This window comes from Euzebyella saccharophila (assembly GCF_014855495.1).
In the GTDB taxonomy this organism is placed as follows: Bacteria; Bacteroidota; Bacteroidia; order Flavobacteriales; family Flavobacteriaceae; genus Euzebyella; species Euzebyella saccharophila.
This window is the reverse complement of sequence record NZ_JACYFJ010000006.1, coordinates 48,481-74,834: the sequence shown is the minus strand read 5'-3', so window position 1 is coordinate 74,834 and position 26,354 is coordinate 48,481. Positions and strand designations below refer to the sequence as shown.

21 protein-coding genes are annotated in these 26,354 nt (G+C 41.0%); 5 read left to right on the top strand and 16 right to left on the bottom strand.

Features of this window, described 5'->3' with window-relative positions:
* The 6 genes from IL355_RS16110 to IL355_RS16085 all read right to left on the bottom strand — a co-directional run bounded on the left by IL355_RS16110 (window position 1) and on the right by IL355_RS16085 (window position 9,040).
* Window positions 1-978, bottom strand: a complete 978-nt coding sequence (locus tag IL355_RS16110; RefSeq protein WP_225621291.1) for a PorP/SprF family type IX secretion system membrane protein — start codon at window positions 976-978, stop codon at window positions 1-3.
* An 8-nt stretch (window positions 979-986) separates the two neighbouring features.
* The gene (locus IL355_RS16105) at window positions 987-4,691 is read right to left on the bottom strand and encodes a T9SS type B sorting domain-containing protein (RefSeq protein ID WP_192463142.1); all 3,705 of its coding nucleotides are present in this window, start codon (window positions 4,689-4,691) and stop codon (window positions 987-989) included.
* 158 nt (window positions 4,692-4,849) lie between these two features.
* On the bottom strand, window positions 4,850-5,737 hold the full coding sequence (gene fabD / locus IL355_RS16100; protein WP_192463141.1) for an ACP S-malonyltransferase: 888 nt from the start codon (window positions 5,735-5,737) through the stop codon (window positions 4,850-4,852).
* A 97-nt stretch (window positions 5,738-5,834) separates the two neighbouring features.
* Window positions 5,835-6,344 carry a gamma carbonic anhydrase family protein gene (locus tag IL355_RS16095; RefSeq protein ID WP_192463140.1) on the bottom strand — a complete coding sequence of 170 codons (510 nt, stop codon included), beginning with the start codon at window positions 6,342-6,344 and terminating at the stop codon, window positions 5,835-5,837.
* A gap of 20 nt (window positions 6,345-6,364) precedes the next feature.
* Window positions 6,365-7,093 carry a LytR/AlgR family response regulator transcription factor gene (locus IL355_RS16090; RefSeq protein ID WP_192463139.1) on the bottom strand — a complete coding sequence of 243 codons (729 nt, stop codon included), beginning with the start codon at window positions 7,091-7,093 and terminating at the stop codon, window positions 6,365-6,367.
* Between the two features lie 12 nt (window positions 7,094-7,105).
* Window positions 7,106-9,040: a tetratricopeptide repeat-containing sensor histidine kinase gene (locus IL355_RS16085; protein ID WP_192463138.1), complete on the bottom strand. Its 1,935-nt coding sequence runs from the start codon at window positions 9,038-9,040 to the stop codon at window positions 7,106-7,108.
* Between the two features lie 205 nt (window positions 9,041-9,245).
* On the opposite strand from IL355_RS16085, the gene IL355_RS16080 reads away from it, so the two are divergent.
* The gene (locus IL355_RS16080; RefSeq protein ID WP_192463137.1) at window positions 9,246-10,427 is read left to right on the top strand and encodes a VWA domain-containing protein; all 1,182 of its coding nucleotides are present in this window, start codon (window positions 9,246-9,248) and stop codon (window positions 10,425-10,427) included.
* 56 nt (window positions 10,428-10,483) lie between these two features.
* On the opposite strand, the gene IL355_RS16075 is transcribed toward IL355_RS16080, so the two are convergent.
* Window positions 10,484-11,497, bottom strand: coding sequence for a PorP/SprF family type IX secretion system membrane protein (locus IL355_RS16075; RefSeq protein WP_192463136.1), 1,014 nt, complete (start codon window positions 11,495-11,497; stop codon window positions 10,484-10,486).
* 216 nt (window positions 11,498-11,713) lie between these two features.
* On the opposite strand from IL355_RS16075, the gene IL355_RS16070 reads away from it, so the two are divergent.
* The 4 genes from IL355_RS16070 to IL355_RS16055 all read left to right on the top strand — a co-directional run bounded on the left by IL355_RS16070 (window position 11,714) and on the right by IL355_RS16055 (window position 15,930).
* Complete coding sequence (locus tag IL355_RS16070) at window positions 11,714-12,625, top strand: NifU family protein (RefSeq protein ID WP_192463135.1); 912 nt, start codon at window positions 11,714-11,716, stop codon at window positions 12,623-12,625.
* Window positions 12,626-12,704: 79 nt separating this feature from the next.
* Entirely contained in the window at window positions 12,705-12,905 is a 201-nt protein-coding gene (locus tag IL355_RS16065) for a dodecin family protein (protein ID WP_187456063.1), read from the top strand.
* A gap of 17 nt (window positions 12,906-12,922) precedes the next feature.
* On the top strand, window positions 12,923-15,001 hold the full coding sequence (locus IL355_RS16060; protein WP_225621290.1) for a thioredoxin domain-containing protein: 2,079 nt from the start codon (window positions 12,923-12,925) through the stop codon (window positions 14,999-15,001).
* An 86-nt stretch (window positions 15,002-15,087) separates the two neighbouring features.
* The gene (locus IL355_RS16055) at window positions 15,088-15,930 is read left to right on the top strand and encodes a mechanosensitive ion channel family protein (protein WP_192463134.1); all 843 of its coding nucleotides are present in this window, start codon (window positions 15,088-15,090) and stop codon (window positions 15,928-15,930) included.
* Window positions 15,931-15,999: 69 nt separating this feature from the next.
* On the opposite strand, the gene tsaB is transcribed toward IL355_RS16055, so the two are convergent.
* From tsaB to IL355_RS16010, 9 genes are all read right to left on the bottom strand, one after another.
* Window positions 16,000-16,674, bottom strand: a complete 675-nt coding sequence (gene tsaB / locus IL355_RS16050; RefSeq protein ID WP_192463133.1) for a tRNA (adenosine(37)-N6)-threonylcarbamoyltransferase complex dimerization subunit type 1 TsaB — start codon at window positions 16,672-16,674, stop codon at window positions 16,000-16,002.
* An 82-nt stretch (window positions 16,675-16,756) separates the two neighbouring features.
* Window positions 16,757-18,109 (bottom strand): TolC family protein, encoded by a 1,353-nt coding sequence (locus IL355_RS16045; RefSeq protein ID WP_192463132.1) that lies wholly within the window; start codon window positions 18,107-18,109, stop codon window positions 16,757-16,759.
* Window positions 18,110-18,142: 33 nt separating this feature from the next.
* Window positions 18,143-19,273 (bottom strand): efflux RND transporter periplasmic adaptor subunit, encoded by a 1,131-nt coding sequence (locus IL355_RS16040; protein ID WP_192463131.1) that lies wholly within the window; start codon window positions 19,271-19,273, stop codon window positions 18,143-18,145.
* A 58-nt stretch (window positions 19,274-19,331) separates the two neighbouring features.
* Window positions 19,332-20,594, bottom strand: a complete 1,263-nt coding sequence (locus IL355_RS16035) for an ABC transporter permease (protein WP_192463130.1) — start codon at window positions 20,592-20,594, stop codon at window positions 19,332-19,334.
* A 1-nt stretch (window position 20,595) separates the two neighbouring features.
* Window positions 20,596-21,825, bottom strand: coding sequence for an ABC transporter permease (locus IL355_RS16030; protein ID WP_192463129.1), 1,230 nt, complete (start codon window positions 21,823-21,825; stop codon window positions 20,596-20,598).
* Window positions 21,818-22,519, bottom strand: coding sequence for an ABC transporter ATP-binding protein (locus IL355_RS16025; protein WP_187456072.1), 702 nt, complete (start codon window positions 22,517-22,519; stop codon window positions 21,818-21,820). The genes IL355_RS16030 and IL355_RS16025 overlap by 8 nt, the downstream gene beginning before the upstream one ends.
* A gap of 108 nt (window positions 22,520-22,627) precedes the next feature.
* Complete coding sequence (locus IL355_RS16020) at window positions 22,628-23,737, bottom strand: efflux RND transporter periplasmic adaptor subunit (RefSeq protein WP_192463128.1); 1,110 nt, start codon at window positions 23,735-23,737, stop codon at window positions 22,628-22,630.
* A 47-nt stretch (window positions 23,738-23,784) separates the two neighbouring features.
* Window positions 23,785-25,044, bottom strand: coding sequence for an ABC transporter permease (locus tag IL355_RS16015; protein ID WP_192463127.1), 1,260 nt, complete (start codon window positions 25,042-25,044; stop codon window positions 23,785-23,787).
* A gap of 26 nt (window positions 25,045-25,070) precedes the next feature.
* A complete protein-coding gene (locus IL355_RS16010) occupies window positions 25,071-26,315 on the bottom strand; it encodes an ABC transporter permease (protein WP_192463126.1) in 1,245 nt (414 codons plus the stop codon).
* Between the last annotated feature and the right edge of the window lie 39 nt (window positions 26,316-26,354).

Below are 26,354 nucleotides of genomic sequence, written 5' to 3'. Positions count from 1 at the left end.
TTAGAAAAATCTAGGCGTATCTATTTGCTTTGGTTTTCCTTTTAATTTTTTATCATTGGTGTCGGTTCCGTCTCCTTTTCCTAAGTAGAATTTAACGATGACCTCGTGTGATCCACTGCTAAATTCCCCCAAGGGATTGGTATTGTAATCATAAGAGTAGCCAATAAACGTACTACTGGCTACTTGAAAACCAGCAAGACCGCTAACGGCATTGCCAAATCTATATCCGGCTCCTAGCGTAAATCTATCATTGATCAGAAAGTTGGTAGACAAATTGGTACTTACTGGAGCCCCATTGATATAGTTTAATAAAAATGCCGGTTTAAACTTTAAACTTTCCGATAGGTCAAAGACATATCCCCCTATAAAATTAAATTGCATTTTATCTTCTATAATGGTGGCCACCTCATCATTATAAATGCCATCCGTAAGAAAGTTGGGAATGGAAACCCCTAAATACCAATCCTCATCATAAAGGAACATTCCGGCGCCCACCGTTGCATAGAACTTATTGATGTTTTCAGCGTTCAAGATGGGTTCCCCGGGGTTTTCAAAAGTACCCTTAGAAAAATCGACGTTTAAAAAAGACCCGCCTACATCCATACCAAAGGATAGTTTGGTGCTTTCCGTAACATTGAATTGATAGGCATACGCCAATTCTACATAGGTTTGGGCCGAAGGACCTATTTCATCCCGTATGATATTAAAACCTATACCCATTTTCTCATTGGACAAAGGCACATTGGTACCTACACGTATGGTACGTGGAGAACCCGGCACATCTAACCATTGGGCCCTATAAAGACCAGCTATTTCAGGTGTTTCAACAGTATTGGAATAAGCAGGGTTAAAACTGCCTATATTGTACATATACTGTGTATAATGGGGTTCTTTCTGTGCTTGAGCGCCTAGGCCGATCAGTAAACCAAAAAGGGGCAATAAGCGTAAAGAAGCAAATTTTAAAGTTCTGTAAACCATTCTCAGCATTATCTTATGAGCTGTATCCAGCCTTTTTTGGTAGTATTTGTTTCCGCGCCTTCCACTTCTTCTTGCAAGGTAACATCTAACACGTAAAAATAGGTTCCGTCCGGCACTTCATTACCTTCCCTATTTCCATCCCAAATGATATCTCCGGTCATATTGGCTCCTTCAAACATGAGACTACCATATCTATTGAAAATCTTTATGTCATATACAAGGTCGATGATTCGTTCAATACCGTTCTCACCAACAAATCTTCTATTGATTTTCAAATCATCGTTTACCCCATCATTATTAGGGGAAAATTGGTTGAAAATGATTCCGAATTCAGCAGAAGTACGTTCAGACACATTAACCGTTACCTCGTCTATATTGTTATCATAATTGCCTTCACTATCCAAGGGGGATGAGCGTACAATTTCTGCCGTGTTGACAAAAGTACCAGTTTCGGGCACAGAGACTCGAATCTCCAATTCGGCCACTTCGTTTCTTAACAGTTCGGGAATAAGCCATATTCCCGTTCTTCTATTGAATACCCCCAAAGTGGCCTCATTGGAAATATATTCAAACCCATCTGAAATGGTATCCAACACTTGAATATTGGACACCGCATCTTCTTGGGACTTATTAATCACCCTAAGGGTAAAAATGATTTCCTGCCCCACTAAAGGATTCACTTCAGATAAATTTCTGTTATCGCTTAAATTGAGGGTGTCATTTGAATCCACAATTCTGGCCCATTTTTCAAGTACCAGATCGATTCCTTCCGGCAGGTCTACATTTAGGGTTACCTCTGATGTATTGTTACCTTCATTGTCATCCACTGGAAAAGATTGTAACAGTTCTGCTGTATTGGTATAAGGGCCACCTTCCACCACATCTACGGTAATGGTCAAAGTAGCAGTTCCATTTGCCGGAATTTCAAAGATGGTCCACATGCCATCATTTTGATCGTAAGTACCCACCGATGTATTATGCGTTTTGTAGGCAAAACCCATTTCCAACATGTCGCCAACTACAATATTTCGGGCCGTACGTGCTATTAGGTTGGTTACCTCCACTGTAAATATCACCTCATCACCAACTACAGCATCCGGTTTATCCAAGGTTTTTACCACCTGTAAATCAATGGGTGTTGGGTCACAGTTTTCATGGTTGATGTTTGGGCTACAGGCATCAAATGGATCACTGCCGTCCCTAATTTCATCCCCATCTGAAATTCCATCTTCATCCGTATCGCAAAGACCTACGGAATTATCGGGAACACAGGGGTTATCGTTACCAGGATCCAGATAATCTAAAGTACCATCATTGTCAGAATCCAAATTATTGGAATCCAAGGCATCTATGATACCATCCTCATCAGTATCAATAGGATTGGTGAAATCATCCCCTACTTCATTTCCATCTGTAATTCCGTCCCCATCCGTATCCGGATTATTGGGGTCTGTACCAAGGGAAGCTTCAATACCTCCAAGAAGTCCGTCATTATCGTCGTCTGTATCACAACTGCTTACGGAAATCGTAATTTCGGCAACATCGTTTTCACAGGGTGCCTCTGCTTCCGTAGTGGAATAGGAGAATACGTATTGTCCATTGGGCAAGCCTTGAAAATCTATGATGTTACTACCGTCAATTTGAGGGCTTCCAGGACCATCCACAAAAGCCCAAACCCCTGTACTAGGTACAGCGGTAAATAAATCGTCCAGATCCAAAATAGTATTTCCATAACGGCTATCATTACAGGAAGAGCCGTTTTGCGGCGCTCCGGCCAATGGTTGGGCCGCCACCTTTGCTACTACAGCTGCTCTTTCTGTAGTACAGTTGTTGGAAGTTGCCTCAACATAATATGTCCTTGTTATATTAAGATTGGGCGTGGTAAAATTTCTTCCATTGCCTACAGAAGTCCCTCCTGTTTCTTGGGTATACCAAAGAATTGTTGCGTTTTCGCTTGCCGTAGCCCTTAGCGTAAGCGTTCCCGGCCCACACCTCTCCGCACCGGTAGTCGTTAGCAGTTCTGGGGACGGAGTCACCGCAATATTTATCTCCAAAAGGGCCTTACTGGGACAATCATTCGTGGCATCGTAATAAAACCCATAATAGGTGCCTGCTAACGGATTATCAATTCTGTTTTGTGGCACAAAACTACCTGTGGGATCACTATCATCACTGGCCCAACGCAAGACCGTTCCGTTAGGTCCACTGTTGGGTGCATAATCGTTCAAAGAAATGTTGTCGTCAATTTCATCACAAAAGGTGGTGGGTACATTTTGGTTCAATACCGGCGCATCGTTACCTGCCTCGCAAGGATCACAATCATTTACGGTAACGGTAACACTAGAGGTTTCGGAACCACATGGTCCCGAAGGATTGGTTGTATATGTGTATACATACGCTCCGGCAGGTTGCCCACTAAAATCCACCGTACCATTGGCACCTGAAGGTTCTACAGTAGCCGGCCCAGAAGTAAATGCCCATGTACCGGGGTCTTCGCCGGTAAGCTGCGCACTTAAATTTATCTGTATGGGTCCAAATTCATTGGTAGGGTTGTTACAGGCCTGAGCATTTGTTGGATTACCTGCGGACGGCTGGTCCACAAAAGTTATGGTAACATCATCCAATGGACTTGAACAAGAATTGTCATCTGCCCAATAAACGGCATAATACGTACCCCCTTGCGTACTTGTTCGAGTAGAATTAGGTAAAAGCTGACCTGCAGCGGTTGGGTTGGCAACCGTACTCCATCGTAAAGATGCGCCAGCAGGTGCACTTCCTGCACCTCCAACTACATAGTCATCAAGATTTATCTGGTTGTTAGGAGGGTTGCATACAGAGTTGGGCTGCGCATTGATGACCGGTGCCGTATCTCCCGCGGCACAGTCATTATCAGTAATCGTTATGGTCCTATTTTCAGCAGGAACCTGTGTAAAGGTAAAAAGGGTTTGATTACTGGGTTGCCCCAAAGTAAGTACAACAGTTTCCGTGTCTTCCGTTAAGGCATCATCAATAGGGTTTACATTAAAAGCTCTTGTCCGTGCTCCTCCGGAAGGAAAATTAAGTACTCCCGTGGCAGTGGCGCCTCCGCTTCCCGCCAACGCATAATCCGCATTTGCCTGGCCAGGCACTGTAGCCGTACCGCCAAAACTATAGGGAATGGTAATATCCTCTCCCGTTCCATTGGGCTTGTCCAAAGTGATAACAAAGCGCCCCCTTACCGTATTTTCCTCTGCAGCCTCACCTTCCGGCATGGTTAGCGTGAATGTACCGGTGTCATTGTCTGCTATATTTATTGTTAGAGAATTCTGTGGACCTATTGCTGCACCGCCACCACCAGTTAAGGTAAGAATAAGTGTTTCGGGGCCCTCAACCAATTCGTCTTGTATTACATTTACATTAACTGTAACCGATGGATTAATTAAACTCAAAGTAACTGACCCTGATAAAGCCTCGAAATCCACACCATTTTCGGCAGTTCCTCCAATGCTATATGTAACGGTATTGGTAGCAAAACTATTAGGGCTTCTTTCAATTGTGAAACTTGCATTATTAGCAACCCCATTAGTCTCCCCAGCCTCATTATCACCAGACGTAATCGATATTGTTTGTGCTGAGACTTGTTGAAAAAGGCCCATCAATAACACCAATAAAAATGCCTTACCATAACCGTTTAAGCCAGTGGCAAAGCGTAACATTCTTTTTTTCATTTTCATAAACTGTCCTTTGAATTCAATTGAAATTCAATACACAGCACGTTAAGTAGGTTCTCGTAAAATGGGCCTCAATAATACTAAAAAAATAAAAGAGGTCCGTAAATCTGGGGTTAAATAGAACTTTGTATAGATAAAATACAATTTACCTTACAAAAACCCTACTCAGGTATTTCAGCAGAACGTCCTGTTACATCCTTTGCTATCTTTCGTATTAGGCCCTGTAACACTTTTCCGGGTCCCACTTCTATAAATTCCGTTGCTCCGTCCTTCACCATATTTTCCACACTTTGGGTCCATTTTACCGGAGCGGTCAATTGTGAAATCAAATTCTTTTTTATTTCCGATGGGTCATTCACCGCCGTGGTGGTCACATTTTGGTATACCGGGCAATTAGGCTCGTTGAACTCGGTATTCTCAATAGCTGACGCCAACTCTTCCCTTGCCGGCTCCATTAATGGCGAATGAAACGCCCCACCTACCGGTAACACCAAAGCTCTTCTTGCCCCAGCTTCCTTCATCTTTTCGCACGCAGCATCAATAGCCGATACTTCTCCGGAAATCACCAATTGCCCAGGACAATTATAATTGGCAGCAACTACAATTCCCGGCGTTTCTTCACATAACTTTTCAACTACGGCATCTTCCAATCCTAAAACAGCGGCCATGGTACTTGGTTGTAGTTCACAAGCCTTCTGCATGGCCAAGGCTCTTTGAGATACCAATTTTAAACCATCTTCAAAATTCATGGTACCATTGGCAACCAGAGCAGAAAATTCTCCCAAGGAATGACCAGCTACCATATCCGGTTGAAAACTATCTCCCAGCACCTTGCTTAAAATAACGGAATGTAAAAATATGGCCGGCTGGGTAACTTTGGTCTGTTTTAAATCTTCAGGAGTTCCTTCAAACATCGTATCCGTAATACTAAAACCCAAAATTTCATTGGCCTGTTCATACATTTCTTGGGCTATTGGAAATTTTTCATACAGGTCCAATCCCATACCCACAAATTGGGCACCTTGCCCCGGAAAGATATATGCATTCATAGTTGTTCTTCTTTAAGTGCGCACAAAAATAGGAAAATAGTTAGCAGTACCATATCCTAACCGCAGCTAAAACCATAAAGTTCAACAACCAAGGCCACTACTCCTTGAACCAACCGGAGTACGTTACGTAATTATTGGCTATACGATCAATTTCACCTGAACTTAATTCCGGACTTATATCCTTGATTTTTTTCGCTGGCATTCCGGCAAAAACAGTGCCCGTAGGCACATGGGTACCCTTGGTAACGACCGCACCAGCGGCAATTATGCTATTGCTTTCTACCACACAATCATCCATTACAATACTTCCCATACCAATCAACACATTATCTTTTATCGTGCACCCATGAACAATGGCGTTGTGACCAATGGAAACATTATTACCAATGGTGGTGGGCGATTTTTGATAGGTACAATGAACCACTGCCCCATCTTGTACATTTACCTTGTTCCCCATTTTTATGTAATGTACATCTCCGCGTAGTACAGCATTGAACCAAATACTGCACTGGTTTCCCATAGATACTTCCCCAACAATAGTGGCATTTTCGGCTATAAAGCAATCTTCACCAATAATAGGACTCTTGCCATTCACTTCTTTAATCATCTTTACAACTTATATTTCTTTTAAAAATAGGCCAACAAATCTTTCTTTTTGGAAGCGGACACCAGCAATTCCTTGCCATTGGAAATAACCACACTGCCCCCTTTTCCCTTTCGGTATTTCACCACTTCGTTTACATTTACCAAATAGGACTTATGGATTCTGGCAAAATCATAACTTTCCAAAGCTTCCTCAAAATACTTTAGTGTTTTACTTACCAGTATTTTCTTCTTTTCCAGGTATATTTCAGTGTAATTATCATCCGCCTTGCAGTAAAGAATATCAGCTACATTCAAAACTTCAAATCCGTCTTGCTGCGGAAGGGTGATTTTTCCATTCAGCGCTTTGGTTTTTGGTCGCAAAACAGCATCCGCCAAAGAACTTTCTTTTTGACGCACCTCTTGTACATATTCCACTGCCTTTATAAGCTCGTCTATATTAATGGGTTTCATTAAATAATAAGCCGCATGATGGTTCAAGGCATCTTTGGCATAATGATCGTAGGCGGTCACAAAAACGGTCTCAAAAGTACGGTCCGGCAACTGCTCCAATAGGTCGAACGCGTTTCCAAAAGGCATTTCCACATCTAAAAAGACCAAATCCGGTTCTTGGCTTTGCACCAGTTCAAGTCCTGTTTGAATGGAATCTGCCTCGCCCAGAAGTTCCACTTGCGGACAGTACTTAGCCAAATAGTTCCGTAGAATTTCACGACTATTGCTTTCGTCCTCAATTATGATTGCATTCAGTTTCATGGGCTTCAAATCTTAAGCTGCTTTATTTCTAAGGGTAAAAATCACCTTGGTACCCGTGCCATCTTCGTTTAGATCGGAAATTTGCACCTCCAATTTATTCTTGTACATATCATTGAGTATTTCAATACGTTTTTTGATGTTACCCATCCCTTTTGACTTTTGTTTTCGCTGATTTCGGGTTTTTAACTCCGCGGATTTTTTTCTCCCTATACCATTATCTGTTATAGTTATTACAATGGATTCCCTATCTTTTTGTTCTAGCTCGATGTGTAAATATCCCTTTTCCTCTTTGTACCGAAGTCCGTGCCATATAGCATTTTCAATATAGGGTTGTAATAACATGGGCGGAATTTGAAAGGCTGCCACATCTGCCTCTTCTTCTACTTTTACTTCATAATCGAACTTTTCCGGAAATCGGGAATGTTCCAATTTTATATACAACTTTAAAAGCTCCAATTCCTTAGTCAAAGGGATAAAATCCTCTTCGGAATTTTCTAAAACCGAACGCATCAAAGTAGAAAACTCGCTTAAATACCTGTTGGCACTGCGTTCGTCACTTTTAGCAATATAGTTGTTCACAGAATTTAAAGCATTGAATATAAAATGCGGATTCATTTGTGAACGCAAAGATTTTAACGCCAAAAGATTGTTGGCCAATTTTTGTTGTTGGTTGCTTCTGTAGAAAAAGAAGGTGGCGAGCCCCAATAGAACAATACCGCCCAAAAGGGAATAGATGACCCATTTTTGTCTTTTATTGGTTTCCTCTATCAACTGACTTTCAGTACGTGCCAGGTCATATTTGCTTTGGGAAAGTTCCCGCTCCTGCTCCAAACCGGAAATACGGCTTTGCTTAGCCGATATTTCCCTGTTAAAACGGGCCGCACGGGAGATTTCCTGTTCCTTTCTGATGTAGAGCGTATCTACCAATGCCACATAATTTCGGTAGGTTTCGAGGGCTTTGGTGTATTCCCCCTTGTACTCCAAAACCTCCGAGAGCTTACGCGTAGCATCTTTCTGCACCACCAAATCATCTTCGGTATCTGCGCGCTCTATGCTTTCCTTTAAATACGGAATGGCCTCATCATACTTATCTTGGGCAATATAGGCATTGGCAATCTTATAATTGATGCGCTGCGGAGTAATGGAATCCGCCTTTGGCAGGCCTCTACTTTTGGCCACCTTGGAACGCGATAATTGGTTCAATTCACCCAAACTTTCTTTTCGCAGCTGTATTTCTGCTCCGTATTCGTTTTTTTGGTTGTAGTAATCCGCTACTTTTTCCTTTTCCTGCAATGCCCTTTCAGGAGCCAGCTTTTTGGACAGCTGAAGAGAATTATCATAAAAGGCATCGGCCTCAATTAATTTGTTATCGCTGGCATAGGCATCGGCAATCTTGGAGTTTAAATCGGCCAATTTAGGGGTGATTTGGTTCATCTGCGCCAATTTCACTCCTTCTTGATAGAGGGAAACAGCCTTTTCAACTTGACCTTGACCTAAATAGGAGTCGCCCAAAGACTCGTATAAACTCACTTTTTGATACGGAATAAGGGTTTTTACCTTTAGCAAGGGCGTCAATAGGTCTTCCGCTTCGGCATATTGACTATTTAAATTGTAAGCTTCGGCTAATAAGAGAGTTGTTTTTGAAGTTTTATGTGCTTCAAGGGCATCCTTATAGTTGGTAATGGCCAGGTCATATTGCTGATGGTACTGATAAATTTCCCCCAAAGCTGTAAGTGACTTCGCCAAGGCTACCTCATCGGCATTTTTACCCAATACCGCTATGGACTGCGCCACAAAATCAATACTCTTTTCAATATCGGTTTTTTTATACGCATTGGCAGAATCAAGATACGATTCATGTGTATTTCCAGGAGAGCTTCGGCTTTGAGCTCCCGCGGAAAAACATATAAAAAATAGACCGACAATAAGAAAACGAATCGCTTTCATTTCTAAGATTATAAGGTAAACTTAACTCAAATAAACCATTTCAAAAAATAGCCAAGCTCGCTTAAACGACTATTTTTAATGACATTCTTCGAGTTAACGAATGCGTTGGTGCGGTTCACGCATTCAGAAGCCTGTTTGCCTCATTTCAACTATTTATTTTAAGTTTCCAATTCTACATTTACTCCAGAAATTAAAAATTGACAAGATGAAAACCAGACACGTATTAGTAACAGGGGCCCTATTGGCATTCGGACTTACGGCTTACGGCTGTGAAACAAAAAACAAGCCAAAAAAATTGGCCATTAACCAAACGGAAATAAACCTCTCTGACACCCCTTCTTCAAAAACAAAAAACAACACCGTCAAGATTGCCTTGCTTTTGGATACAAGTAACAGCATGGACGGACTTATCAATCAGGCAAAAGCCCAGCTTTGGGATGTGGTGAATAATTTCACCCACGCCAAATGCGGGAACGAGTCAAGACCAGAACTTCAGATTGCACTCTACCAATATGGCAAAGATAATCTCTCAAGCAGTGAAGGTTACGTGCAACAAGTATTGAACTTTACGGACGACCTTGATGAAATTTCGGAAAAGCTTTTTTCCCTTTCCACCAATGGTGGAGAAGAATACTGCGGAAAAGTCATACAAACATCTTTGAACCAACTGGATTGGGGCAATAATCCCGATAATCTAAAAATGATTTTCATTGCCGGAAACGAACCTTTTGATCAAGGCCGAACTCCTTTTAAGGAAGCAGCCTCTAGAGCTAAGAAACAAGATGTTATCATCAACACCATTTTCTGTGGAAATTATGAGCAAGGTATTCATGGCAAATGGAAAGAAGGCGCCCTTTTGGCCAATGGAGATTATATGGCCATAGACCATAATCGCCAAGTTGTGCATATTGAAACTCCTTATGATAATGTCATCATTCAACTGAATAAAAAGCTGAACAAGACCTATATCTCCTACGGAAGTCTAGGAAGTACAAAAAAAGAAAAACAAATCTTACAGGATAGCAACGCCGAAGCCCTGGAAGAGGTAGTAATGGTAAAAAGGGCCATTAGCAAAAGTTCCAGAATGTACAAAAACAGCGATTGGGATTTGGTAGATGCATCGGAGGAAGCTGAATTTGATGCCTCAAAATTGAAGAAAAAAGACCTTCCCCAAGAACTTCAGGACAAAACGAATCAGGAGATTGAAGCATACATCGCCAAGAAAAAAGCCGAACGACAAGAAATACAAAATGAAATAAACGAACTCAATGCCAAGCGTGAAGTCTATATAGCTTCCCAACAAAACGAGGAAAATGGGGAATTGGAAAACGCCATGATCAGTGCCATCAAAAAACAAGCGGCCAAAAAGAACTATCGCTGGGAATAAAGGAATTTTTTATTGTAGAACAGGGCGCCTAGGAAATTTGTTTTTCGGGCGCTCTTTTATTGGGCTGCCGGGCAGTAGCAATCGTACTTTCTATCCGATTGGCCAAAATCATACCCCAAGGTGATTTGATGAAAACCCCCACTATCAAAACGGATATCCCCTGATTGGTAGGAGTAATTATAGCTCACCATAAAATTCTTGATGTTGGCTCCAACAATGGGAGTGAAAAGCTGTAGTTTCTGTTCCCCAAAGCCATCCGCTGTAGCGAAAGGAGTGCCATCTAAGCTTCTACGATAGGAAACTCCTCCCCAAAGCCGACCAAAGTCAACATCGCGGTATATCTTAAAATTCAAGTCTATGGTTTGTTCTGCGTTAAAATCGGTCATTTGAAAAAGAACCGAAGGCTCATACTGCCACTCTTGCTTTCCAAAAATATATCCGGCAGACACCAAGTAGCGTCTTAGGTTATCAACAACGGGGGTAATATCGTTTCCTTTACCATAACGGTACAGGTTTCGGTCACTACTCAAAAGGTTGTTGATGGCAAAATGGGCATAGAAATCCATTAAGCTGTAGGACATTCCAAAATCTACATTAAAATAGCTTTCACTCAATCTTGCTCCGGTAATGGCATCATCCGGTCCGGCCGAAACAAACTCGGACTCATCCAAGCTGGTCTGCAAATAGGTGGGACTTAACCCAAATGAGACCTGATTAAGGTATCTTTCATCGCCACCCAGTTTTAAGTGATGTGCATAGGTTAGTTTTAGTCCGGTTTGGGAATGGTATCCATTGGCATCATTAAAAAAAATGGCTCCCACACCACTGTTGCTCTCTCCTAACCTAAAATTGGCATTCAAGGTTTGTAAGTTAGGCGCATCCTCCACACTAAACCACTGCATCCTTGCGGTAGCCCTTATTTTCCCACCTTCACTAATACCGGCCATTGAAGGATAAACCAAGTAATAGTTATCCGCCAGATAATCAAAATAAACGGGAATTCCTTCCTGCGATTGACCTGTAAAACCAAATAGGAGGGAACAAATTAAAATTAGGAAACGATTTTTCATCTATGTAGGTATGGCGGCAATGTTGAGAATCGATTAAATATATGGTATAACGGATGAAATACCACAATATTATGCATTCAGCTTAGAGCTTAGGGCCGTTTAACTGTAAGTACGTACATGTCATAGTTGAAATCTATAAAACCATAAAAAATATTCCTGGTTCATTTAAAATAGTGGCTCACGTATTTATCGTAATTTTGCACCAAATATTTAGCAATGAAGGAATATACCATTACGGTTGAAAGAACCAATAATCCCAAGATACTCAAGTTTGAGACCAATCACTTGTTAACTAAGGGAAAAAACTACGAGTTCAAAAATATAGACGATGCCAAAAACTCTCCTTTGGCACAGCAACTTTTTTACCTTCCTTTCATTAAAACAGTTTATATCTCAGGCAATTTTATTGGTCTTGAGCGATATGATATAGTGGAGTGGGATGATGTAAAAGGGGAAGTAGCCCAACAGTTGGTAGAATATTTAAATGCGGGCGAACCTATTGTAAATGAAGATGAAGACGGGCAAAAGGAAGTATATACGGTATATGCCGAGGTAACCCCTAATCCGTCCGTAATGAAATTTGTTGCCAACAAGAGGATTGTTCCCGGAATTTTTGAGTTCAAGAATATTGATGAGGCAAAAGATTCCGGTTTGGCCAAAAAGCTATTTCAATTTCCGTTTATCAAAGAAGTTTTTTTTGACCTCAACTACGTTTCCATTACCAAGTACGATGTTGCGGAATGGGAAGATATTACCATGGAACTACGGGAGCTTATCCGCAATTATTTGACCGATGGCAATGAAGTGGTTTCCGTTGGGGCCGAAGCAGCTTCCAAACCTGGTGTTTCACCCAACAAGGAGAAAAGTAATGCACCTACGGATTTGGACGATACCTCGCAGGAAATTGTAGATATCCTTGAAGAATATGTAAAACCGGCAGTGGCCAGCGACGGAGGAAATATTTTGTTTCAGTCCTATGAAGAGGATAGCAAGACCGTAAACGTAATCTTGCAAGGTGCCTGCAGCGGTTGTCCCTCATCAACCTTTACTTTAAAGAACGGAATTGAAACCATGCTTAAAAACATGATGGGCGATAAAATAAACGAGGTAGTGGCCATCAACGGTTAATGCGTTCATTTTTAACGCATTTCAATTAATTATCACTGTCTTAATGCGTATCTTTTGGGAAATCTAAAAAATAAATAGTATGGCAGTTTTAAAAGTAATTGAAGTATTGGCCAATTCTGATAAGAGTTGGGAAGACGCCGCCCACAATGCGGTAGCACAGGCGTCAAAATCGGTAAAGAATATTCGGTCGGTTTATATCAACGAGCAAAGTGCCACCGTAAAAGATGGCAAAATGGATAATTACCGCGTAAACGTTAAGATTACCTTTGAAGTAAAATAAAAACTATTGAAATATTGATGAGCGCCCCTTATGGGGCGTTCTTTTTTTACACCCTTTTTTATATGCCCCAAAAATTCACTAACGAGCTCATTCACGAAAGTAGCCCTTATTTATTGCAGCACGCCCATAATCCTGTAGAATGGGTGGCTTGGAACGACGATACCCTAAAAAGGGCGCAGCAAGAAAATAAACCATTACTTATCAGTATTGGCTATGCCGCCTGTCATTGGTGCCATGTAATGGAACATGAATGTTTTGAAGATGTTGAAGTGGCCAAAGTAATGAACGAGCATTTTGTAAACATAAAAATAGACCGTGAGGAACGGCCCGATGTGGACCACATTTATATGGATGCCTTGCAAATGATGACCGGCAGTGGTGGCTGGCCATTGAACATTGTGGCCTTACCGGATGGGAGACCCTTTTGGGGAGCCACTTATGTGCAAAAAGAAAACTGGAAAAAGGTCTTGTTACAGCTTTCCGATTTACATAAAAAAGAACCCCAACAGGTTTTAGACTATGCGCGTAAAATGGAAGAGGGTATCCAAGCCATAAACTTAGTAGAACTAAACCAAAATAGTAATCTGATTAATTTGAACGAACTTGAAAATGCCGTTCAAACCTGGTCACAATATTTTGATTATGAAAGGGGTGGTTACAACAGAGCCCCTAAATTTATGATGCCCGTCAACCTGAATTTTTTATTGCATTACGCAGTAAAAAGAAAGAATCAAAAGGTATTCGATTACGTCAATACCAGTCTAACCCAAATGGCCTGGGGCGGAATTTTTGACCATGTAGGAGGAGGATTTTCTAGATATTCCGTGGATGCAAAATGGCATGTGCCGCATTTTGAAAAGATGCTGTATGACAATGGTCAACTGGTTTCTTTATATGCTCAGGCCTACGCCCAAACAGGTAAAAAGTTGTACAAGGAGACAGTGGAAAAAACCATCGATTTTGTTAAAACGGAATTGATGCATGTAGAAGGTGGATTTTATTCTTCTTTGGATGCCGATAGTTTAAATGACAATAACAGACTTGAGGAAGGTGCTTTTTATGTTTGGAAGGAAGAAAATCTAAGGATTTTATTAAAGGAAAACTTCGAGATTTTTGCTTCCTATTTCAACGTGAACGATTACGGATATTGGGAGCATGGCAACTACGTACTCATCAGAAACACTGATACATCAGAAATTGTAAAGCTGTTCAAAAAGCCAGAAGCAGAGATAGAGCAAATAATTACTGAATCCCTAGAAATTTTAAAAACCGAGCGTACCAAAAGACAGCGTCCAAGACTTGACGATAAGATCCTGACCTCTTGGAACGGACTTATGCTAAAGGGTCTTGTAGATGCCCATAGATATTTGGAGAAAAAGGATTATCTGACCTTAGCCAAAAAAAATGCGCAGTTTATAGAAACTAATCTTGCCAAAAAAGATGGCGGACTTTACCATAACCATAAAAATGGAAAGAGCACCATTAACGGATATTTAGAAGACTATGCCTCCATTATTGAGGCTTACCTAGGACTGTATGAAATTACATTTGAAGAAAAGTGGTTATTACGCTCCAAAGAACTGGCAGACTACGTCCTGGATAATTTTATGGACGATAAAAGCGGAATGCTCTTTTTCACCTCCGCTAAGGATCGTTTTGTAATCCGAAGAACAGTGGAAACCAATGATAATGTAATACCGGCATCCAACTCAATCATGGCCAAGAATTTCTTTAAATTATCCCGTTTTTTCTCTCAGGATAATTATGAAAAAATAGCCCTGCAGCAATTAAAAAACATACAGGAAAATTTAGAAAAAAATGCCCAAAACCATGCCAACTGGATGGAACTAGCACTTTACTTTAATCTTCCCTTCTTTGAATGTGCCATTGTTGGTCCAGAAGTTGAATTAAAGGCCAAAGAAGTACGCCAGTCCTACCTGCCCAACACTATTTTTGCCGGTACTCCAAAACACTCTTCTTTAAGCATTTTACAAAATAGATTTGCCAAAGACACAACCTCTTATTATGTCTGTGAAAAAGGAGCATGTAAGCTTCCCGTAACCCTATCAAACGAAGTTTTGACCCAATTGAATTAAACCGGCTACATTAACAATAGTTTAAAGAAAGTTGTTTGATGGAGCAATAGATGTTTTGTACGTTGCCGCTTCTTAAAAAAACACATATGAAAGAGTTTACCAATCTGGAAGAACACATTGAAAAAGCCATTGATTTCGCTTGGAAAATTTTGCCCAATCTTATCTTGGCGCTGATCATATTAGTTGTAGGTCTCTACATTATTCGATTCTTAAATAAACTGGTCAGAAAGTTTTTTGAAAAAAAGGACTACGACCTTGCCTTGGAAAGCTTTGCTCAAAGCTTTATTAACATAGCACTAAAAGTACTATTGTTTGTACTGGTGATAACCCAGCTGGGAGTACAATCCTCCTCATTGGTGGCCATGATCGGTGCCGCAGGTTTGGCCATAGGTCTTGCTTTACAGGGTTCCCTATCCAATTTTGCGGGTGGAGTGCTTATTCTTTTATTCAAACCATTTAAGGTGGGCGATTGGATTTCCGCGCAAGGGGTGGATGGTTCCGTTAAGGAAATAAGTATATTTTACACCAAGTTGAACACCTTTGGAAATCAGGTGGCCATAATCCCTAACGGACAACTTTCCAATAACAATGTTATAAATTATAACGCCATGCCTACAAGGAGGGACAACATTAAGGTAGGAATTGGCTATAGCTCCAACATTAAGCAGGCAAAAGATATCATGTTACAAATTTGTGCCGAAAACGAGAATATTTTAAAGGAGCCAGCACCGGAGGTGTATGTGGATGCCTTAGGGGATAGCTCCGTCAACTTGAGTTTGCGATTTTGGGCCGAAAATAGTGTCTTCTGGGCCGCTCACTTTCATGTAATGGAAGAAGTAAAGAGACGGTTTGATGATGCCGGTATTGAAATTCCTTTCCCTCAAAGAGTGGTACATAGCCTACCCCAACAAACGGCAGCTAAGGACTAAATTTAAGATAATAGCAAATAAAAAGGTTGGCGAAATGCCAACCTTTTTATTTTCAGTGATTTATCTTTGCTACTTTTTCTTTTGCTGAAGTATAAAATCCTTTAGATAATAAGGTTCAAAATAGGCTACATCCTCAAAATTCCCAGCTACAAATTTGCCAAAGGAAAGTGGCGCCATCTCCCGAGCGGAAGGAACTACGGTTGTATTGAATGCTATCGCTGAACTTTGGACAACTTCTTTGCATTTTTGCGCACCGGAGCCCACAAGTAAGGTTTTTCCTTTCTTCCAGAACTCGGCAAAGGAATTCTCATCTACAATCTCCGCTCGTGTATTTCTAATCTCTTCTCCTTGCGGATTAAAAACAGCAGAATACACCTCCATTCTACGGGCATCCAAAAGGGGAATAACAAAGTCTACATCCGCATCCTTTGCTTGAAAGGCCATACTTTTAAGCGTTGCTACAGAAATTAGTGGACAATCAAGTGAAAAACAAAGTCCCTTTGCCGCAGAAACCCCTATTCTCAATCCCGTATAGGAACCGGGCCCTTTGCTTACGGCTACAGCATCCAAATCGTTTAGAGAAACTCCTGCCTCCTTCACTACCTCATCTATGAAAACATGTAACTGTTCCGAATGGGAATAGTTGGGGGTGTCATGTTCCTTAATAGCTACTAGTTCGCCATTTTTAGCTAAACTGACCGAACAATTGGTCGTGGCCGTCTCAAGGTTTAAAATCAATGCCATAGAGCGCAAATATACTTTTAATCCACAAAAAAAACCTTCCCAAGTTATCCTTGGGAAGGTTCAATGTATTATTTCTTAAAATCTATTCCAGCCCTAAAGGCAGTCCAAAATAAAACTCCAAAACCTTAATTCTAAAAATATAGTCGTATTTGGTACGTACCAAATCTGCCGCAGCATTGTCTACCCGACTTTGCGCCTGGCTAAAATCAAAGGCATTCATTAAGCCAACTTCATATCTCTCTTTTGAATAGTCATAGGCAAGTTGTCTTGCTTCCAAAGTTTTTTGGGCCGCCTCGTACGCTTTAGCGAAACTTTTGACATCCACATAGGCCTGATTGATATCCGTTTCCAAATTCAACTTATCCTGCTCTAATTGAAGTTCTGCCTTTTTTACATTGATTTCAGACCTTTTAATACTGTTTCTTGTACTAAATCCATTAAATATAGGAATGTTCAATTGGGCACCGTAAGAGATACCGTCATTGATCCACAATTGATTAGTGAAACTTTCTGCAGGTACAAAAGTGCCGGTACTACCATCAAACCCATCCTGATCGGAGTATCGGGTATTGTAATTAAAAAAGGCGGCCAAAGTTGGGTACAACGCCCCTTTACTTAATTTCAGGTCTTCTTTTGCCAGTAAAATATTGGACTCGGAAAATTTAATATCATTTCTAAAGGTGAGGGCCTCTGCAAAAATTTCCTTCGCAGAACTATTTAGTATATCAGAAGGAGGCACCTCATAGTCCACGTCCGCTATATCAAAGTTTTCATAATCCGTAATCTGTAATAATTGTGCTAGCCCAATTCTCGAAATAAGCACCAAATTCTCCGTGTTGACGATTTGCTGCTCCAAACCGGCAGAAGTAGCTTCAATTTCCAACAAATCGCCCTGTGGCAGAACTCCGGCATCTACCAATTCCTTGGTCCTTTTTAAATCCTGCTCCGTAACTGACAATTGTGCGTTCAGTACTTTAAGTGTCTCCTTATTCGATAGGATTTGAAGATAGGAATTGGCCACATTAAGTCGAATATCGTCCTTTAAATCATCCAATCGATATTGATTGGCCACCTCGTTCATTTTTGCCCTATTCAGTCGGTTTATATTACGTAACCCATCAAAAAGTGTCAACGAAGACGTTACACCACCATTAGCCGTCAAAATAGTTGTTGTTACGGGCTGATTGGTAGTAGGGTCAAAAGAAAGACCTGTGTTCCCCGATAGGCTCATAGAACTATTGACATTTGGCAGTAAACCGCCTACGGCATCAGAATAATCTATTTGGGCATTCTCCAAATCCAGTTCAAACTGTTCAATACTAATATTATGTTCAACAGCATATGCTACGCACTCTTCCAAAGTCCACTTCTTATTCTGGGCAGATAAACTTCCTACGACACAGAGGACTAATAAAACTATAAGTTTTAGGTTCATTTTTCGTTTTTTTGATTATGATTGATGATTGATTTATTCGCCTTCCCCTGTTTCGTCTTCCCCTCTTTTAATAGGCTCGGTTTTGTTCCAGACCTTTACATTATCGGATTCCGATAGTCCGGAAACGATTTCAACATTCACCCCGTCTGAAATTCCTGTTTCAATATCACGGCGTTCAAAATTCTGTTCCCCTGTAGACACTTCCACATAAGGCTTGTCCGTTTTACTATCAAATTGCAATAAGGCTTCAGGTATGACCAAAATATCTTCTTTCTTCTCTAAAATCAAGGAGGCGTTGGCACTGTAGCCGGCCCTAATAAAGATATCATCTTGGGTCTCCACATCACCCTCAATTTTGAACTGGACAGCTCCTGTTTCTTCAATTCCTTTGGGTGCTATAAAGCGTAATTTGGCATCCAATTCCTTTCCTTCAACAGCCCCAAGACTTATCTTAAGGGGAGTACCCACTTCCAATTTGGCTACCTCACCTTCGTCTACCTTACCCTCAAAAATCATTTTCCCCAAATCGGCAATGGTAGCAATGGTAGTACCGTCGTTGAAATTATTACTTTGAATTACTTGATCACCTTCCTCCACGGGAATTTCCAATATAGTTCCATCTACAGTGGCCCTAATATTGGTATTGGCACTAGAGGAACCCCCGGCCGATCCCAAACGTATAATCTGATAGTCTGCTTTGGCGTTTTCCAATTCCTGTACCGCTTGATCGTACTGCAGCTTTAAATTATTGAAATCCTGACTTGAAATAACCCCTTTGTCAAAGAGGGATTTATTACGATCGTATTCAATTTTGGTATTGTTCAAAGCCAATTCCGCATTTCTGACCCTTCCCCTTGCTTGGTTCATGGATTGCTCATTGGGTACCACCTTAATGGTTGCAATGAGGTCTCCGGATTTTACCTTTTGCCCTTCCTCCAACATAATTTTTTGGATGATTCCAGAAATTTGAGGTTTAATTTCCACCTCATCCTCCGGAATTACTTTACCCGTGGCAACGGTTTTCTTTTCAATACTAGAAATAAAAGGTTGTTGGGTCTCATAAGTAATGGCCTCCTTACTATTGGATTTAATAAAAAAAGCAGCGGCCCAAAGTGCGCCCAAAACCAGGACTCCAATTAAAATATACTTTACGATCTTATTCATTTCTAAGTTGTGTTTGTCTATTGGTATAGTTGTTCTTGTTTTTGTTACTTAAAAGCTCTTATTCTTCCCTCAAAGCATCTATAGGTTTAATACTTACAGCCCTTTGCGCCGGTATGAGTCCAATAAGGGTCCCTAACACCACCATGATTACCAATGCTCCCAAAACATAGGGAATAGGTACGGTAGGATTGGTGTATGGAAAGTCTATATCTTGGGTAAAACTGTTGATCATGGCCAAAACAGCGGCTCCTAGGATAATTCCCATGATTCCGGCGATTACCGTAAGAAAGACTGATTCCAAAACAATTTGGTTTCTTACTTCGGCCGGAGTGGCCCCCAAGGCTCTCCTCACTCCTAATTCCTTAGTACGTTCCTTAACCGAGATCAAAAGAATATTTCCAATACCGATGACTCCCGCCAAAATGGTAGCAATACCCACTATTAACGATAAAAAGGTAATTCCGTTAGCAAAGCCTACAATTTTATCAAACTGCTCCCCAAGGTTAAATGAACCAAAAGCCCGGTCATCATCTGGGTGTACCTTATGGGTGTTTTTCAATAGGTTCATAATATTTTCCTCTACCTTAACCACGTCTGCATCATCATAGGCAGCAATGGAAAACCATCCTACATTTTCGCCTGTGTTGTACAGTTTCCTAAAGGTTGTAAAGGGAATGAAAATATCACCGTCCCCTCCAAAGCCACCGCTTTGATCGAACTTGTGTACCCCTACTACCTGAAAATAGACATCGTCTATTTTTATATAGCCACCAATGGTTTCTTCATCTTCTTCAAACAATTCCTTCTCAGACCTTTCTCCAATAACTGCCACTTTTCTGGCCTGGGCAATATCCTCATCGTTGATAAAGCGGCCCCCATCATAAATTTTTTTGGGTGCGATCTTTACAAAAGATGGAAAATCCCCAAACAAGGGATAACTCCCCGTTTTATTATTCCTTCCAATACTAGGAGGGGTAGAGCCGAAAAACCCCCTAACGTTTCTTGGGGCTATAAACTCCACTTCGGGTATCCTGTTCTCGATAATGTCCGCATCGCTAAGCTTTAATTGCATCTGTCTACCAGTTTTGTAGCCTTCATAGGGCATACTGGTATTTTGGGCCCAAACGAACATGCTGTTTTTAGCAATGACCTCGAACATACTTTCAAAGCCGTTATCCATGCCTTTTGCAGCACCGGACAAGGCGATATAAATAAAAATTCCCCATAGCACCCCAACTACGGTAATGACCGTTCTAACTTTATTCTTGCTGATAGAGCCAAAAATCTCTTGCCAAGTATTTCTATCAAGTATAAATCTCATATTACTCGTCTCTTAAGGCTACAATGGGTTTTATATTGGCTGCTCGCTTTGCCGGCACATAACCAGCAATACCACCGAAAACAATTAGGATAATGGTAGCTATGACCGCCATGGGCATATCTATATAGGGGTTGGTAATAAAAAAATCTTCAAGACGTTCTCCCATAGAACTAAGGATACCCACCCCTATTAGCATCCCTACAAAACCCGATACCGTGGTAATAAATACGGATTCCAATAGAATTGTTCCGATTACGGATTTTGGCGTAGCCCCCAATGCCTTACGGATACCTAATTCTTTGGTACGCTCCTTAACCACAAAAACCATAATATTACTGATTCCTATGATACCGGCGATTATGGTTCCAAAAGCCACAAAACCCACAATAATCTGAAGCACCCTTGCGAACTGTTGATTCTGCTTTAATTGATCGGCTACGTTTCTTATAAAAATACCGTTGCGATCTTGCGGGTTAATATACTTTTTCTCCCTAATGAACTTGTCCAAACTCTTTTCAAAAGCCATAGCCCCGGCATAACCAATGGAGGGTTTAAAACCAATGACCATGGCGTCTATCTTATCGGTATTCTTTTCCATAAGCTGTCTAGTGGTATAGGGAATAAAAATGTTTCTTTCTTCGTTATCTCCCCCATCGTCCTGAAAAACCCCAACAACTTTAAATGAACTACCACCAACATCTATGTATTTACCAATGCTATTCTTAGCCCCGAACAAATCTTCCTCTACCAACCTACCAATAACCGCATTTTTGGTTTTGTTATTGATATCGTTAACATTCAAGTAGCGACCCTTCATCATAATGGTCATCTCACTAAACTGATGCGCGGGCCCTACCGCCCAAGTAGAATAACTATTACTTTCATTTTTGTAGCTTACCGTATCCTGTCTCGTAATTCTTGGACTTATATACTCCAAGAACAAAGGAAAATTCTTTTCAATATCCTCTAAATCACTATTATCAAATTCAATGGAACGGTTGGCCTTGTAACCTTTATAGGGCATAGTGGTTCTTCCTCTAAAAACCATGAAGACATTGGTGGCATCATTGGAAAAAAATTGATTGAACGTATTGATCAGACCGTTGCCAAAACCGAATAGAACAACAAAGATGAGTATACCTAGGGCTACGGTAAAACCGGATAAAAAGGTACGGAGCTTATTCTTTTGAATAGTCTCAAAAATCTCTTTCCAAATATCCCTACTAAACATATTGTGAGGCCCTAACCTGATCTACTGTTTTATCTTCCACTATAACACCATCTTTAAGGTGAACAATTCTCTTGCACATGTGAGCAATATCCTCCTCATGGGTAACCACCAGAATGGTATTTCCTTGGTCGTTAATATTTTGAATAAGGTCCATAACCTCATAGGATGTTTTACTATCCAAAGCCCCTGTAGGCTCATCTGCCAACAATACTTTTGGCTCGGCCGCCATGGCCCTAGCAATGGCCACCCGTTGCTTTTGACCACCGGAGAGTTCATTGGGCAAATGATGCGCCCATTCCTTTAAACCCACTTGAGACAGATACTTTATTGCCTTTTCTTCTCGTTGCTTTCTGGGTACTTTTTGATAATATAGAGGAAGGGCCACATTCTCCATGGCACTTTTATAATTGATTAAATTAAACGATTGAAATATAAAGCCAAGAAATTTATTACGGTACTTGGCAGCTTTGGTTTCATTCAAATTTTTAATGGGAACCCCGTCCAGAGTATATTCCCCGGAATCTGCCTCATCTAGCATGCCTAGAATATTTAGCAAGGTAGACTTTCCGGACCCGGAGGATCCCATAATGGCTACAAGTTCTCCCTCCTTGATGCTAAAATTCAACCCTTTTAGAACGTGAAGGGAATTGGATCCCATCTTATAGGATTTGTGAAGATTATTTATTTCAATCATTATTGGTTTTGTTTGTAGTTAGTTGTCTACGGGCAACTTAGCAATATGACACTCAAGTTGTTGATTTGTTACGGAATATTGTCAAAATATTCTGTTAAATAATAAGTTTTACATGTTTTCATCCGTAACAATGGCGTTCCAGACCTTTATTTTGTCCGTTTCGGAAACCCCAGATTTTACCTCAACGAAAATTCCATCACTAATTCCCAACTCTATTTCCTTCCGGGTAAAATTTTGCTCTCCGTTGGCTATTTCTACATACGGTTTTTTGGTTTCATCGTCATACTGCACCAATGCTTCCTTAATGGCCAGTACGTTATCTGCTTTGGCCAAGATCACCGATGCATTGGCACTTAAACCGGCCCTAATAAAAACGGAATCCTGCTTATTGAGTGTCCCCTTTATTTCAAATTGTACGGCTCCGTTCTCTTCTTTTCCCTTTGGAGCTATATAATCCAAAACCGCATTAAAAATCTTACCCTCGAGGGCCCCTACGGTTATTTCCAACGGTAAATCCTCCTTTATTCTTCCTACTTCAGATTCATCTACCTTGCCCTCAAATATCATTTTATCCACATCTGCTATGGCAGCAATAGTGGTACCTTCATTAAAATTGTTACTCTCTATCACTTGGTTGCCCACCTCTACGGGCACCTCCAATATCATACCACTCACGGTTGCCTTTATCTCCGTGTTAGCTGCATTACCGTACCCTTTGGCCGTACCCGTTTTTACTATTTCATAACGCTTATTGGCAGCTGCATACGTCTGCTTTGCCTGATCATAAGTTACTTGTGCCCTTTCCAAATCTACTTGGGAAATAACACCTTTAGTAAATAAGGCCTTCTGCCTTTCAAGGTTTCGAAGTTGGTCATCCAAGTTTATTTTGGTTTCATCAATGGTATTTCTCGCATCGTTTAGTGCGCTAAGGTTGGGCACCACTTTGATTCTACAGATAAGGTCTCCGGATTTCACATAGTCGCCTCCCTCTACAAAAATCTCTTCTATTACTCCGGATATATTTGGTTTGATGAGCACCTCTTCTAGCGGCAAGATACTCCCGGTCGCCACTGTTTTCTTTACAATGGTCTTTGTTGATGCCTGTTCGGTTTCATACGTTACAGGATCTTCTGCATTCTTTTGGTAGAGATAATACATGGCACCACCAAAGGTGACTAGAATGAGCAGAAGGATTATTCTGGTTACTGTCTTTTTCATATAGGTTGATGTTTATTTTTTGATTACTATTAACGATGAATGAATTTCTATTCGGTTCTCAAAGCCTCAATCGGTTTTATTTTTATAGCGCTTTGGGCGGGAATAAAACCGGCCAATAACCCAGAAACAATCAGAATAAGAAGGGCCGCAATTACCACTCCCAAACTCACGCTTGGGTTGGCGAACATATCAACCGGACCGTTCATATCCAAAAGGGTATTGATCAGATAGATGACCAAAGCTCCAAAGGAAATACCGGCCATGCCCGAAATGATGGTCAGAAAAATAGATTCTATTAAAATCTGAATTTTTATGGACCAGGGGTCCTCTCCCAAAGCGCGACGGATACCAATTTCCTTGGTTCTTTCCTTCACCACAATAAGCATGATATTACTAACCCCTATGACCCCGGAAAGAAGAACTAGGATTCCAACAAAGTAGGCTACAAACCTTAGCGCCCCAAAGAGGCTCTGAACCCTATTGAACTGTTCGTACAAATCAAAATGCCCAACGGCGCGTTGATCCTCTGGGTGCACCTTGTGGTTTTCCTTCACCACATCCATAATTTGATTTTTTATACTGGTAATGGATGTGCCATCCTTGGCAGTAATAGCCATCCACCCTACATCGTTACCTCTATTGAACGCTTGCGAAAAAGAGGTAAAGGGTACAAAGATCTGTTTCTGTCCCTCTTCCCCATCACCCCCATTACTTTTCTTTTTGTAGACGCCCACTACCATAAAATTTACACCCTGAATCTTGATGTAAGTTCCCAAAACATCTTCGTCTTTGTCATAAAGACCTGTCTTAACACCATCGCCAATGACAGCTATTTTGCGTTTTTCCTCTATATCACTATAATTCAAAAACCTACCTTGGGTAATGCTCATAGGGTCTTGCTTTATAATTTCCGGATAGTCCCCATATACGTTATAAGCCCCTGTTCTAAGGCCCCTAACCACATTATTCGCATCACCAAAACCGCCCAATTGATTACGGGGCGAAATAAATCGTAAGTTGGGCACCTGTTCCTTGATAGAACTTACATCCTCGGTCTTAAAGAGAAAACTTCGGCCTTTTGGCAATCCTTTATGGGCTTTGGTAGTAGCCCTAGACCACATAAACATGGTATTGGTAGCTATATCGCCAAAATCCTTCATGATTCCATTCTCCAATCCTTTTCCGGCAGATAGTAGAACTATCAGAATAAAAATGCCCCAAAAAACTCCAAAAGCGGTCAAAACGGTTCTAAACCAGTTACTGGTAAGCACCTCTAAAATTTCTTTCCAACGGTCCTTATTGAACATGGCCAACGTGATTTAATGGATTCAAACTATTCATCTCTTAAAGCTTCTATGGTATGAATATTGGCCGCCCTCCATGCAGGAAAAAATCCGGCAACGGCGCCGGCAAGGACGAGAACAAATACTGTGGACAGGGCCACATTGAAATTTACCGAGGGATTTACCACATAATCAACCTCTATATTAGGGCCCAAGAGTTCCAACAAGCCCATACTTAAAATAAGGCCTACAAAACCTGAAATGGCCGTAATGAAAATAGACTCGTGAAGTATCATCCCAACAATAGACCAAGGTTTGGCTCCCAAAGCCTTTCTTATTCCAATTTCCTTGGTCCGCTCCCTTACTACAATAAGCATAATGTTGCTCACCCCAACCACTCCGGCAATAATAGTACATACGCCCACAAACCAGAAAAACAGCTTAATATTATCGGTTAGACTGTAAAACCGTTTGGCTTCTTCAAGGGCGCTCCAAACATGAATGGCATTGGTATCATCCGGTGCAACTGTATGTGCCTGCTGCAGGTTACTTAATAGCTGACTTTTGAATTTAACGGAATTGGCAACAGCGTCATCAAAATTTTCTGCCATGGGCAGCGTAAACGCCAAATTGTTGACTTTATCACCTCCATTAAAGACTTTTTGAGCTGTAGTTATAGGAATAAAAATACGTTCCTCCTCCCTATCCTCCGTCTCTTTAAAAGTACCCACAATCTTAAAGGGGATTCCGGAAATATCAATAAACTCGCCAATAGGCGTATCTACCTCATTGAATACATCATGGGCAATTTTATTACCGATAACCGCAATCTTAGCGGTGTTGGTTTCATCTTGATAACTTATAAATCTACCGCGGGACATCTTGGCATTCTCAATTTCCTGAAACTGATAGGAAACTCCTTGCACTCCATACACCAGTGCCTCATTACCATAATTCACTGAAATATTTCGAACAAAAATTCTGGGGGACTTTAAATCGATTTGCTCCGCCAAAAGCTCGGAAGAAAAGTTATAGTCGGAATTACGTAGCTGAATATTTCTACCAGGATTAAGGCCTTTGTATTCCTTTGTAGTTGTACCTGGCCAAACCCAAACGCTAGTAGCGGCATCTTGGGCAAATTCTTGGGCAATCCCATTTTTAAAACCCTGCCCAAATCCTAATAGAATTACAAGAATAAAAATACCAGAGGCCACTGAAAGTCCCGTAAGAAAGGTACGCAACTTATTTTTTCGGATGGCATCAAAGATTTCCTGCCACCTTTCGATGTCTAACATGCGATTGATTTATTGATTGATGAGCTCGATTATAGTAAT